13 protein-coding genes are annotated in these 12,505 nt (G+C 69.0%); 12 read left to right on the forward strand and 1 reads right to left on the reverse strand.

All coding sequences use genetic code 11. The annotated features are described in order from the left end of the window. Nucleotide 1: 1 nt before the first annotated feature. From queC to queE, 3 genes are read left to right on the forward strand one after another with little or no spacing between them, the layout of a single operon-like run. Complete coding sequence (queC, locus tag LOKHON_RS06255) at nt 2–700, forward strand: 7-cyano-7-deazaguanine synthase QueC (RefSeq protein ID WP_017928404.1); 699 nt, start codon at nt 2–4, stop codon at nt 698–700. Continuing rightward, nucleotides 700–1,071, forward strand: coding sequence for a 6-carboxytetrahydropterin synthase QueD (queD, locus tag LOKHON_RS06260; protein WP_017928405.1), 372 nt, complete (start codon nt 700–702; stop codon nt 1,069–1,071). The genes queC and queD overlap by 1 nt, the downstream gene beginning before the upstream one ends. Next, nucleotides 1,068–1,787: a 7-carboxy-7-deazaguanine synthase QueE gene (queE, locus tag LOKHON_RS06265; protein WP_017928406.1), complete on the forward strand. Its 720-nt coding sequence runs from the start codon at nt 1,068–1,070 to the stop codon at nt 1,785–1,787. Before queD ends, queE begins: the two co-directional genes overlap by 4 nt. Nucleotides 1,788–1,789: 2 nt before the next feature. Here queE and LOKHON_RS06270 read toward each other — a convergent pair whose 3' ends face one another. Further along, nucleotides 1,790–2,473 (reverse strand): hypothetical protein, encoded by a 684-nt coding sequence (locus LOKHON_RS06270; RefSeq protein WP_017928407.1) that lies wholly within the window; start codon nt 2,471–2,473, stop codon nt 1,790–1,792. Between the two features lie 151 nt (nt 2,474–2,624). On the opposite strand from LOKHON_RS06270, the gene LOKHON_RS06275 reads away from it, so the two are divergent. The 9 genes from LOKHON_RS06275 (at nt 2,625) to LOKHON_RS15865 (ending at nt 12,407) form a co-directional block, all read left to right on the forward strand. Then, a complete protein-coding gene (locus tag LOKHON_RS06275) occupies nt 2,625–3,635 on the forward strand; it encodes a cytochrome c oxidase subunit II (RefSeq protein WP_017928408.1) in 1,011 nt (336 codons plus the stop codon). Continuing rightward, nucleotides 3,632–6,202 carry a cytochrome c oxidase subunit I gene (ctaD, locus tag LOKHON_RS06280; RefSeq protein ID WP_017928409.1) on the forward strand — a complete coding sequence of 857 codons (2,571 nt, stop codon included), beginning with the start codon at nt 3,632–3,634 and terminating at the stop codon, nt 6,200–6,202. Before LOKHON_RS06275 ends, ctaD begins: the two co-directional genes overlap by 4 nt. Before the next feature lie 11 nt (nt 6,203–6,213). Beyond that, entirely contained in the window at nt 6,214–6,636 is a 423-nt protein-coding gene (locus tag LOKHON_RS06285) for a hypothetical protein (protein WP_017928410.1), read from the forward strand. Further along, nucleotides 6,627–7,211, forward strand: a complete 585-nt coding sequence (locus LOKHON_RS06290) for a cytochrome c oxidase assembly protein (RefSeq protein ID WP_033315494.1) — start codon at nt 6,627–6,629, stop codon at nt 7,209–7,211. The genes LOKHON_RS06285 and LOKHON_RS06290 overlap by 10 nt, the downstream gene beginning before the upstream one ends. Then, entirely contained in the window at nt 7,208–8,377 is a 1,170-nt protein-coding gene (locus LOKHON_RS06295; RefSeq protein WP_017928412.1) for a c-type cytochrome, read from the forward strand. The genes LOKHON_RS06290 and LOKHON_RS06295 overlap by 4 nt, the downstream gene beginning before the upstream one ends. 145 nt (nt 8,378–8,522) lie before the next feature. Further along, nucleotides 8,523–9,740, forward strand: a complete 1,218-nt coding sequence (locus LOKHON_RS06300) for an ABC transporter substrate-binding protein (protein ID WP_017928413.1) — start codon at nt 8,523–8,525, stop codon at nt 9,738–9,740. A 2-nt stretch (nt 9,741–9,742) separates the two neighbouring features. Further along, nucleotides 9,743–10,579, forward strand: coding sequence for an ABC transporter permease (locus LOKHON_RS06305; RefSeq protein WP_017928414.1), 837 nt, complete (start codon nt 9,743–9,745; stop codon nt 10,577–10,579). Next, nucleotides 10,576–11,373: an ABC transporter permease gene (locus tag LOKHON_RS15860; protein WP_017928415.1), complete on the forward strand. Its 798-nt coding sequence runs from the start codon at nt 10,576–10,578 to the stop codon at nt 11,371–11,373. The genes LOKHON_RS06305 and LOKHON_RS15860 overlap by 4 nt, the downstream gene beginning before the upstream one ends. Then, complete coding sequence (locus tag LOKHON_RS15865) at nt 11,370–12,407, forward strand: ABC transporter ATP-binding protein (RefSeq protein ID WP_017928416.1); 1,038 nt, start codon at nt 11,370–11,372, stop codon at nt 12,405–12,407. The genes LOKHON_RS15860 and LOKHON_RS15865 overlap by 4 nt, the downstream gene beginning before the upstream one ends. Nucleotides 12,408–12,505 lie beyond the last annotated feature (98 nt).

Here is a 12,505-nt window from a genome sequence, read left to right on the forward strand (position 1 = left end):
AATGAAAACCTATGTAATCTGCTCTGGCGGGCTCGATAGCGTGTCGCTCGCCCACAAGGTCGCCGCCGAACACGAGCTGGCCGGCCTCATCTCCTATGACTACGGCCAGCGCCACGCCAAGGAGCTGGACTTCGCGCGGGCCTGCGCCGAGCGTCTGGGCGTGCCGTTCCACCTGATCGACATGCGTGGGGTCGGCGCGCATCTGACCGGCTCGGCGCTGACCGACGATGTCGATGTGCCGGACGGGCATTACGCCGAAGAGACCATGAAATCGACCGTGGTGCCGAACCGCAACGCCATCATGCTCGCCGTGGCCTTCGGCCTCGCTGCGGCGCAGAAGGCCGACGCGGTGGCGACGGCGGTGCATGGCGGCGACCACTTCATCTATCCCGATTGCCGGCCCGAATTCACGCAGGCCTTCGAGGCGATGCAGAAACAGGCGCTCGACGGCTATGCCGATATCCGGCTCTACACGCCTTTCGTGCACGAGCCCAAAAGCGCCATCGTCACGGCGGGCGCGCAGCACGGCACGCCGTTCGCCGAGACGTGGTCGTGCTACAAGGGCAATGATCTGCACTGCGGCCGCTGCGGCACCTGCGTCGAGCGGCGCGAGGCGTTCCACCTCGCCGGCGTCGAGGACCCGACAACCTATGCCGATCCCGATTACTGGATCGAGGCGATCGAGAAGGGGGCCAACTGATGTTCACCATCACCAAGGAATTCCACTTCTCCGCCAGCCACCAGCTGTGCGACCTGCCCGAAGACCACCCCTGCGCGCGGCTGCACGGTCACAACTACATCGCCGAGATCGAGCTTCAGGCCGAAACGCTCGACGAGAACGGCTTCGTGCTCGATTACCGGGCGCTGAAGCCGCTCAAGTCGTGGATCGACGATCACCTCGATCACCGGCATCTCAACGAGGTGTTCGGCCATGACCACGTGACCTCGGAAGTGCTGGCCAAGGAGATCTTCGACTGGGCCCGCGCCCGCTGGGATCAGGTCAGCGCCGTGCGCATCTCCGAGACGCCGAAGACATGGGCGGAATATCGGCCCCGGCGGAGCGCGGCATGAGCATGCTGCGCGTTTCTGAAATCTTCGGCCCGACGATCCAAGGGGAAGGTGCGCTGATCGGGCAGGCGACGGTCTTCGTGCGCCTGGGCGGCTGCGATTACCGCTGTTCGTGGTGCGACAGCCTGCATTCGGTTGACAGCGAATACCGCCACACATGGGCGCCGATGGAAACCGAAGAGGTCTGGGCCAAGGTCGCCGAGCTGTCCGGCGGTCGGCCTCTCACCGTGACGATCTCGGGCGGCAACCCGGCGATCCAGGATTGCGGCCCGCTGATCGAGCGGGGCCGGGCCCTGGGTTACGGCTTCGCGCTGGAGACCCAAGGCTCGGTCGCGCGCGACTGGTTCTCGCGGCTGGCGCCCTTGGTGCTCTCCCCCAAGCCGCCCTCATCGGGCGAAACGCCAGATTGGGACCGTTTCGACGACTGCCTCGCGGCGGCGGGGCAGGCCGAGGCGATCCTGAAGATCGTGGTGTTCGACGAGACCGATTACGCCTGGGCGCGCGACGTGGCCGCGCGCTACCCGCAGCTTCCGGTCTATCTTCAGCCGGGCAACCACACGCCGCCGCCCGCCGATGCCGAGGATGCGGTGATCGACATGGACGGCATCACCGACCGGATGGACTGGCTGGTGAACCGGACGCTGGCGGATGGCTGGTTCGCGGCGCGCGTGCTGCCGCAGCTGCACGTGCTGATCTGGGGCAACAAGCGCGGCGTCTGATCTCAGCCGGCGCGCAGCCCCCGCAGCGTCAGCACGAAGCCCGACAGGAAGGCGGCCTCGGCAAACAGCTTGGCCGCCTCTTCCGTGATGGTCATCGCATCGCGCCAGAGCGGCCGCGCCGCTTCGGCCACGGCAAGCCAGTCGAGCCATTCGTCCCGGTTCGAGATCACGTCGAGCCCGACCTGCAGCGCGAGGATCGCGAACCCGGCGCCAAGCCAGGGCAGCAGCCTGCCGAAACGCTTGAGCTCCGCGCGGCACAGCCACAGCACCAGAAGACCCGCCAGCCCGTAAAGCGCGATGATCAGGTCATCGAGCCGGTCGGTCAGCGCCGTCGCCTCGGCCCCCGCGAGGCTGTGGATCAGCTTGTCGAGATTCTCGTGCACCTGCGCCAGATCGTCGAGCGCGAGAAAGGCAAAGCCCGCGCCGATGGCGGTCCAGACCGCGCGCGGATCGCGCCAGAGCGGGCGGGCGCGGTCGCGGCGGATCCTGCCGATCGCAAAGCTGGTCCATGAAATCAGCCCCAGCAGGATCACCGAGCCATAGGTGACGATCCCGCTTTCGCGGAACTGCCGGTCGAGCTGGCCTTGCAGCAGGCCCAGCCCCACCGCGAGACCGAGCAGCGCCGCAACGCCGATGAAAAGGCCGGGAACGGGAATGCGGGCTGGTCCGCGGGGCGGGGAATGCATCTGTGTCATGCCGCCGTTACATAGCGTCCGCCGCGCGCCGCGCAATGCGGTCATGGCGGCACAATTCTTCGGAGTGCGACGCTTGACCGCAGGCCGTGACGCGCTCTCATTGTCGTGAAGAGGGCCACGGCGCCGCATTCACGGATGATAGATGACCCGCAACACCCGTGCCCGACATGTCCGTTTCTTGCGCTCCGGATGGCTGCTTTTGCTTGTGCCGTTCCTGTTGGCGGGCTGCGACGGGCGGCAATCCGTTCTGGTCGATGGCGGCGCCGATGCGCGCATCCTGACCGACCTGTTCTGGGTGATGCTGACCGGGGCGGTGGTGCTGTGGATCGGCATGAACGGGCTGTTCTACTGGGCCACCCGCCGCAGCCCGGCACCGCATTCGCAGCGCATGGCCAACTGGCTGGTGATCCTCGGCGGCATTCTGTTTCCGACCCTCACGCTCGGCGCGCTGCTGGTCTACGGGCTCACCCTCATGCCGGACCTGCGCGCCACCGGCGACGGGCCGGTGATCCGGGTGACCGGCGAACAATGGTGGTGGCGGGTGGACTACACGCGCGATGACGGCAGCATCGTCACCACCGCCAACGAGATCCGCCTGCCAGCCGGTGTCCGTTCGACCTTCCTGCTCGACAGCAAGAAGGTGATCCATTCCTTCTGGGTGCCCTCCTTGGGCGGCAAGATGGACATGTTTCCGGGCCGGGTGACCGAGATGACGCTCGGCCCCGAACGCCCCGGCATCTATCGCGGTCAATGCGCCGAATTCTGCGGCGAAAGCCATGCTTGGATGGCGTTCGAGGCCGAGGTGATGGCGCCCGAGGCCTTCGAAGCATGGCTCGACGCCGAGGCCGCCCCGGCGGTGGCCCCGACGAGCGCCGAGGCCGGGCGGGGCGCCGCGCTGTTTTTGTCGCAGGGCTGCGGCGCCTGCCACGCGGTGCGCGGCACGCCCGCCACGGGGCGGGTGGGGCCGGACCTCACCCATGTCGGATCGCGCCATTCGCTCGCCGCAGGCCGCCTCGGAACCTCGGTCGAGGATTTCGCCAAGTGGGTCGCCAATCCCGGCGCGTGGAAACCCGGCGCCGAAATGCCCGCCTATGACCATCTCACGGACGCGCAGATCGGTGCGATCGCCGCCTATCTCGAGGGCCTCGAATGACCGATCACCGCATTCCCGCAGGCGATCTCGCGCCCGAGGGGATCTATCCGCCCACCGAGGAGATGCTGCGCGCGCCGGTGCCCGACGCGGTGCAGGCGCGCCAGAAGGAGAACCTGCGCCGCGCGTGGAAGACGCCGCAGGGCTGGCGTTACTGGACCGCCGTCAACAACTCCGAGGTCGGCGTCTGGTACACCATGACCGCCTTCGTGTTCATGCTGATCGCGGGGGTCATGGCGCTCCTGATGCGGTTGCAGCTCTGGGTGCCGGAGAACGACCTGATCTCGGCCGATCTGTTCAACCAGCTCTTCACCATGCACGGCTCGGCGATGATGTTCCTCTTCGCCGTGCCGATGTTCGAGGCGATCTCGATCCTGATCCTGCCCGCTTTCCTGGGCGCGCGCGACATGCCGTTCCCGCGGCTTTCGGCCTATGGCTACTGGGCCTTCCTGATCGGCGGCATCTTCGTGATCGGCTCGATCCTGTTTTCGGCGGCACCCAAGGCGGGCTGGTTCATGTACCCGCCGCTCGCCACGCTGGAGCCGGGGATCGGCTCGGACATCTGGCTTCTGGGCCTGTCGTTCATCGAGGTGGCCTCGATTGCGGCGGCGGTCGAGCTGATCGTCGGCGCGCTGAAATGCCGCCCCCCCGGCATGCGGGTCAACGTCATGCCGCTCTACGCGTGGTACGTTCTCGTGGTGGGCGGCATGATCCTGTTCGCCTTTCCGCCGCTGATCGCGGGCGATTTCCTGTTCGAGCTGGAGCGCTCGTTCGACTGGCCCTTCTTCGATCACACCCGCGGCGGCGACCCGATGCTGTGGCAGCACCTGTTCTGGATCTTCGGCCACCCGGAGGTCTACATCATCTTCCTGCCCTCCATCGCCATCGCGGCGATGGTGGTGCCCACCGTCGCCCGCCGCCCGATCCTGGGCTATTCGTGGATCGTGCTCTCGGCGGTGGGCACCGGGTTCCTGAGCTTCGGGCTCTGGGTGCATCACATGTTCACCACCGGGTTGCCCAACATCTCGCTGGGGTTCTTCTCGGCGGCGTCCGAGGCGGTGGTGATCCCGACCGGCATCCAGCTTTTCGCCTTTGTCGCCACGCTGATCGCGGGGCGGGTGAAGATGACGCTGCCGATGCTGTGGATCGCAGGCGCTCTGGCGATCTTCACCGCCGGTGGCCTGACCGGCGTGATGGTCGCCATCGCGCCCTTCGACTGGCAGGTGCACGACACCTATTTCATCGTGGCGCACCTGCATTACACGCTGTTCGGCGGCATGATCTTTCCGGTGATCGCGGGGGTCTATTACTTCTTTCCATTCTTCAGGAAGAAGATGCTGTCGGAGCGTCTGGGCCGCTGGTCCTTCTGGCTGATCTTCACCGGTTTCAACATCACCTTCCTGCCGATGCATCTCACCGGTCTTCTGGGCATGCCGCGCCGGGTCTATACCTATCCGCAAGGGCTCGGAATCGACTGGCTGAACCAGATCTCGACCGTGGGCGCGTTCATCGTGGCCGCGGGCTTTGCGGTCTTCGCGTGGGACATCGTGCGCCCGAAGAAGAACCAGCCGCAGATCGCGCGCAACCCGTGGGGGGCGGGCACGCTGGAATGGAGCCACGAGATCCCCGAGACCAAATGGGGCGTCCGCTCGATCCCGCACATCACCACGCGCTACCCGCTCTGGGACCAGCCCGATCTTGTCGCGCGGATGGATGCCGGGCGCTATTACCTGCCCGATGCCGAGGAAGGCCTGCGCGAAACCATCGTGACATCGGTGATCGATGCGCGCCCCATCCAAGTGCAGCGCGTGACCGGCCCGGCCTATGTCACCATTCTCGCCGCGGGGTTCACCGGCGGTGCCTTCATCTTTCCGACCTTCCACCTCTACCCGCCCGCGATCATCTGCGCGGCCTTCGCGGTGGTCTCGATCCTCTATTGGCTCTGGACCACCACGGCGCGCCCGCCGGAAAAGGACATGAAGGATGTCGGGCTGGGTCTCAGCCTGCCGACCTATGCCGCGGGGCCGCAGGCGGTCGGCTGGTGGGCGGTGTGGATCACCATGCTGGGCGATGCCACGGCCTTTGCCTCTCTGGTGTTCGGGGTGTTCTTCTACTGGACCTCCAGCACCGCCTTTCCGCCGCCGGGGGCCGCGCATGCGAGCGGCTCTCTCGTGGCGCTGGCCACCGCCGCCCTTGCGCTGTCATGGGCGCTGACGCGCGGCGCGCGCGGGCTGAACCGGGCGGGGCGGGTCGGGCTGGCGCGCGGCGCGCTGGCGCTGGCGCCGCTGCTGACGCTGTCGGGGATGGGCGGGTTCATCCTGTCGGTGATCGATCTCGATCCGACATCCCATGTCTACCCGGCGATGATGTGGGCGCTGATGGTCTGGATCGTGGCGCATGGCATCGTCGGGACCATCATGCAGCTTTATTGCCTTGCGGGGTCGATCTTCGGCAAGCTGACGCCGCGCTACGACGCCGATCTGTGGAACGTCACGCTGTTCTGGCATTTCCTGGGGCTGACGGCGCTGGTGACCGGCGCGATGATCGGCCTCGTGCCGCGGCTGATGTGAGGAGGACGCCGATGCGCGACAGCGATCACGACCGCCAGCCGCACCCGCGCGGGGATGCGCATGAATTCGCCGAGGAGCGCGAAAGCCTGTGGCGGATCACGCTGGCGCCGACGATCTGGGCGTTTCACTTCGTCATCAGCTACGCCGCCGTGTCGGTCTATTGCTTTCGCTACGACCATCTGGCGGCGATGGGCACGCTGCGCGCGGCGCTGATCGCGATGACGGCCCTGATGCTGGCGGCGATCGCATGGATCGGCTGGCGCGCCTTCCAGCGCTGGGACGTGCGCGGCACCGGCGAATTTTCGAACCCCGAGGGCAACGCCGAGGACCGGCACCAGTTTCTGGGCCATGCCGGGTTCCTGCTGGCGCTCATTTCCTTCATCGGCGTGGTCTATGACACGCTGCCGCTGATCGTGCTGGCGTCATGCCGGTAAGGCCCGTGCCGCTGACCCTCGGGCTGGGGCTGCTGGCCGCGATCTGGGTGGCGCCGGTGGCGATGTGGCTCGGCTCGGCCTTTGCGGGGCACATGCTGCGGCACATGGTGCTGGTGGCGCTGGCCGCGCCGCTGCTGGTGCTGGGCTGGCCCGCGATGGGCCGGGCGCTGGCGCTGGGGCCGCTCGCGGCGGCGGCGCTCGAATTCATCGTGATCTGGTCGTGGCATCTGCCGCGCGCGCATGGGCTCGCCTACCGCTCGGATGCGGGCTTCGTCGCCGAACAGGCGAGCTTTCTCATCGCGGGGCTTCTGGTCTGGTCGGGCTGCCTGCGCGCGGCCCATCCGCTGGCCGGGGCGGGGGGGCTCCTGCTCACCTCGATGCACATGACGCTCCTGGGCGCGCTCCTGATCCTCGCGCCGCGCGATCTTTATGCCGCGTGGTGCGGGCTCATGCCCGATCTGGGCGGCCAGCAGATCGGCGGCATGCTGATGCTCGGCATCGGCACGCCGGTCTATCTGGTGGCGGGGCTGTTGCTGACCGCCCGCGCCGTGAAGGAAAGGGAGGCCGCCGCATGAGGCAGCGGACGAAGACGGTTCTCGCCACGTTGGCCGTTCTGGCCGGTCTGGGCGCCGTGGCCGGGGGCGCGACCGTCGCCTTCGGGCTCTACAACGTCTCGGCGCGGGCGGGGCATCTGCCGCCGGTGCGCTGGGCGCTGCACACGACCTATCGCAACGCGGTCGATCTATATTCCGGCGCGCCCGAAACGCCCGCGCCCGATCTTCGCGACCCGGCGCTGATCGAGCTTGGCGCCCGGCATTTTGAGACCGCCTGCGCCATGTGCCACGCGATGCCGGGACGCGCGCGCAGCGCGACGGTGCGCGGCATGAACCCGCCGCCGCCGCACATCACCGACGCGGTCGGCGGCTGGAGCCCCGAAGAGCTGCACTGGATCGTCTTCGAAGGGGTCAAGATGTCGGGCATGCCGCCATGGCCGTCTTCGCGCGAGGATGATGTCTGGGCCGTCGTGGCCTATCTGCGCGCGATCCAGACGGGCGCGGTGACGCCCGCGCGGCAGGCCGGGATCACCGCCCGCGCGCAGATGGACGGCCCCGAGGACGCGGCGTGGTGCGCGGGCTGCCATGGCGGGACGCAGGCGCATGTGCCGCGGCTCGATATCTTCGAGACCGGCTACATCGAGGCCGCGCTCATGGCCTATCGCGAGGGGCGACGCGAAAGCGGCATCATGCAGCACGCCGCCTCGCGGCTGCGCCCCGAACAGCTGTCCGAACTGGCGGAGTGGTTCGCCAGGGGGGCGGCTTCGCCGGGCAGGACGACCGCCGCCGCCCCCGATCTCTTGGCGCAAGGCGAAACGCTGGCCCGCGCGGGTACCGATGACGTGCCCGCCTGCACCGCCTGCCACGGCCCCGGCCCGCGCGATCTGAGCGGCTTGGGCGGCGAGGATCCGAAGGGGCGTTTCCCGCCGCTCGCCGGTCAGGACGAGGCCTATCTAATCACCCAGCTGCGGCTTTGGCGCGACGGGGTGCGCGGCGGCACGGAGGCGTTCAACCTGATGCGCGTGGCGGCGCGGGAGCTGAAAGAGGCGGATATCGCGGCGCTGGCGGCGTGGTATGCGTCGCTCGATCCATCCGAGCGGACGCAGGCGGGACCGGGCGCGACAAAGGCCGCCGAGGATCGCGGCGCCGCCGCGCCCGACCCGCTGCGACAACCCGCAGATCACTGAGCCGCGCCCGCCTGCCGCCCCGCCCGTCGCCCCCCATATTGCAAGGCCCTGACATTTTGGTGTGTTGCGCCGGTTCCGGCGCAAAGGCACTACCCTGACGACGAGGCCGGGCGACACGACCCGGCGCGACCGACAGGAGGATGACATGTTGCGGATGATGGCAGGGGTCGGCGGCGCGCTGATGCTCACGGCGGGTCTGGCGCAGGCGCAGGACGGCAATGCGCTGCTCGGCATGAGCTGGGACGAGATCGTCGAGACCGCGCGCGGCGGCGAGGTCAACGTCTTCATGTGGGGCGGCGCCGACAACATCAACGCCTATGTCTCCGACTATGTCGGCGGGCTGCTGGAGGAGGACTACGACATCGCGCTCAACCGCGTGCCGCTCACCGACACCGCCGAGGCCGTCAACATCGTGCTGGGCGAGGTCGAGGCCGGGGCGGCGGCGGGCGCGGTCGACATGATCTGGATCAACGGCGAGAATTTCCGCACCATGAAGCAGGCCGATCTGGCGTGGTGCGGCTATGTCGACAAGCTGCCCAACGCGGCGCTGGTCAATTTCGACAACCCCGCCATCGCCAATGATTTCGGCACCCCGGTCGATGGCTGCGAGGTGCCGTGGAGCCGGGTGCAGTTCGCCTTTGCCCACGACACCGCCCGCACGCCCGAGCCGCCGCGCGCGATCCCCGAGCTGCTGGCATGGGCCGCGGCCAACCCGGGCCGCTTCACCTATCCCGCGCCGCCCGACTTCACCGGCGCGGCCTTCGTGCGCCACGTCTTCACCCATGTCGCGGGCGGCGCAGACGCGCTGGTCGGCCCCTTCGATCAGGCGAAATTCGACGAGGTGGCCGAGCGGACATGGGACATTCTCAACGAGCTGGAGCCGCATCTGTGGCGCGAGGGGCGGACCTACCCGACCTCGATCACCCAGCTGCAGCAGATGTTCGCCAACCAGGAGGTGGATCTGTTCTTCACCTATGATCCCGCCGAGGTCGGCACCGCCGTCGTCAATGGCATCTTCCCCGAAACGGCGCGCTCCTACGGGCTGAGCGACGGCACGCTTGCCAACACCAACTACATGGTGATCCCGGTCAACGCCGCGAACAAGGCCGCGGCGCTGGTGCTGCAGAACCTGCTTTTGTCGGGCGAGGCGCAGCTTGAAAAGGCGCAGCCCGAGATCTGGGGCGCGGCCACGGTGATCGAGCCGGACCGTGCGTCGGAAAAGGTGCAGGCGGGCTTTGCCGCGCTGGAGCGCCACCCTTCGGTCGTCTCGATCGAGGAGCTGGGGCAGGCGGCCTTGCCCGAGCTTCAGGCGGACTGGACCTCGGCCATCGAAGATGGCTGGATCGCCAACGTCGGCAACTGAAGATGATCGGACGCGGGCACCCTTGGGCCTCTCTGGCGCCCGCGCTTTGCGTGATCGCGGTGCTGTTCGGCGGCGGTCTCGCGCTCGGCCTCGCGGGGTCGTTCGGGGCCGGGCGGGGCGGCGGCTGGTCGTTTGAAGCGTGGATCGCGGTGCTGTCGGAGGGCCGGGTCTGGCGCTCGCTGGCGCTGTCGCTGTGGATCGCGCTGGCCTCGACCGCGCTGGCCTGCGGGCTCGGGCTCGGAGCGGCGCTATTGCTGCGGCGCAGCTTTCCGGGGCAGGGGCTGGCGCGGCTGCTGTTCCAGATCAACCTGACGATCCCGCACGCGGTCGGCGCGCTGGGCATCCTGTGGCTTTTGTCGCAATCGGGCTTCTTGGCGCGGCTCGCGGGCGGGGCGGGGCTGATCGATGGGCCCGCCAGGTTCCCGGCGCTGACGCAGGACCATTTCGCCATCGGCATCATCGCCCATTACGTCTGGAAGGAGGTGCCCTTCATCGGGCTGATCCTCCTGGCCAACATGCACAGCCTCGGTGACGACCCCGAGGCCGCGGCCCGGTCGCACGGCGCGACCCCCTTCGCGGCGATGCGCCTCGTCTTGCTGCCGCTCCTGATGCCCGCGCTGATCCGCGCGGGCGCCATCGTCTTCGCCTTTTCCTTCGGCGCCTGGGAGGTGCCGGTGCTCTTGGGCCAGAGCGCGCCGCCGGCGCTGCCGGTGCTGGCATGGCAGCGCTTCACCGATCCCGATCTCGCCGCGCGGCCCGAGGCGATGGCGATCGCCATGCTGATCGCGCTGGTCTCGGCGCTGCTGATCCGCGCCGCCTTCGCGGGGCGCGGGCGATGAACGGGCGTCTGCGCGCGGCGCTGGGCCTGGCCCTGATCGCGGCGCTGGTGGCGCCGCTGGTGCCGCTGGGGCTGTGGTCGGTGGCGCGCGGCTGGTTCTATCCGCAGATCCTGCCCGCGACATGGACGCTGGAGCCATGGGCGCGGGCCTTCGCGCCGCGCTCCGACATTCCCGGCGCGTTGATGACCACGACGCTGATCGCGCTCGCGGCCTCGGCTCTGGCGCTGGCGCTCGGCATTCCGGCGGGGCGGGCGCTCGGGCTCTACCGGTTTCGCGGCAAGGCGTTGGTGGAGCTGGCGCTGCTGGCGCCCGTCATCGTGCCGGGCATCGCGGTGGGGCTTGGCATCCACGGCGTGTTCCTGCGGCTCGGCCTGACCAATTCGGCGCTTGGCGTCGTGCTGGTGCATCTCGTGCCGACGCTGCCTTACGTGATCTTCGTGATGTCGGGCGTCTTTTCCAATTACGACGCCGAGGCCGAGGCGCAGGCGCGCAGCCTCGGGGCACGGCCCTTGCAGGTGCTGTGGCACGTCATGCTGCCCGCGATCGCGCCGGGCGTGATGGTGGCGGGGCTGTTCGCGTTCCTCGTGTCGTGGTCGCAATACATCCTGACGCTCACGATCGGCGGCGGGCGGGTGGTGACGCTGCCCTTGCTGCTCTATGCGCAGGCGGGCGCGGGGCGCAACGATCAGGCGGGCGTGCTCGCCATGCTCAGCCTCGCGCCCGGCCTCGTCATCCTCGCGCTGGTGGCGCGGCAGATCGGCGGGCGCGGCATGGCATTCGGAGGGACGCGGTGACGCGGCTGACGCTCGACAATCTCGACCTGCACCACGCGGGCGCGGCGCGCCCGGCGCTGTCGAACCTGTCGCTCGACGTGGCGGACGGCGAAATGGTGGCGCTCTTGGGCCCGTCGGGCTGCGGCAAGACGACGGCGCTGCGCGTCATCGCCGGGCTGATCGCGCCCGATGCAGGCGCGGTCCGCTTCGACGGGCGTTCGGTGCTGCACCTGCCGCCCGAACGGCGCGAGGCGGTGCTGGTGTTCCAGTCGGGCCAGCTCTTTGCGCATATGGATGTCGCCGCCAATGTCGGCTTTGGCCTGCGGATGCAGCGCCGCCCCCGCCGCGAGATCGCCGACCGCGTGGCCGAGGCGCTGGCGCAGGTGCAGCTCGACGATCTGGGCCACCGCAAACCGCACGAGCTGTCTGGCGGTCAGCGGCAGCGCGTGGCGCTGGCGCGCGCGCTGGTCCTGAAACCCGGCCTGCTGCTTCTGGACGAGCCGCTCTCCTCGCTCGACGCGCATCTGCGCACGGAAATGCGGGCGCTGATCCGCCGCCTGCAGCGCGAAACCGGGATCACCACGCTGGTCGTCACGCATGACCAGGAAGAGGCGGCGGTCCTGGGCGACCGGGTGGCGCTGATGCTGGGCGGGCGCATCCACCAGATCGGCGCGGGCGCTGCGCTGTGGAACCGGCCTGCCGATCTCGACGTGGCGCGTTTCTTCGGCGGCTGCAACTTCATTCCCGGAACCTCGACCGGCGGCGTGTTCGACTGCGCGCTGGGGCGGCTGGCGCTGCCCGATGGCGCGCCCGAGGGACAGGGCTGCCTGACGCTGCGCCCCGAGGCGATCGAGCCGGGACCGGGCGAGAACGCGGTGGTGATGCGCGTCACCGAAACCCGGTTCGAAGGGCTTTTGACGCGGATCGGCGCCGAGGCGGGCGGGCTCAGGCTCGAAGCCCTGATGCGCGCCGGCGCGGCCCGCAGCGCCCGGCCCGGCGCCGAAACGCTGTGGCGGCTCCCGCGGGAGGCGCTGTGGGTGCTGCCCGGCGTCTGAGACCGGGCGCGGCGCCTGTCACAATCGCCCACGACCACGTGAGAGCGCCGTTGGTGACGGCGGTTTCGGTGACTGATACCGTCTTGTGAGCAAAGGAG

The organism is Limimaricola hongkongensis DSM 17492, assembly GCF_000600975.2.
Lineage (GTDB): Bacteria > Pseudomonadota > Alphaproteobacteria > Rhodobacterales > Rhodobacteraceae > Limimaricola > Limimaricola hongkongensis.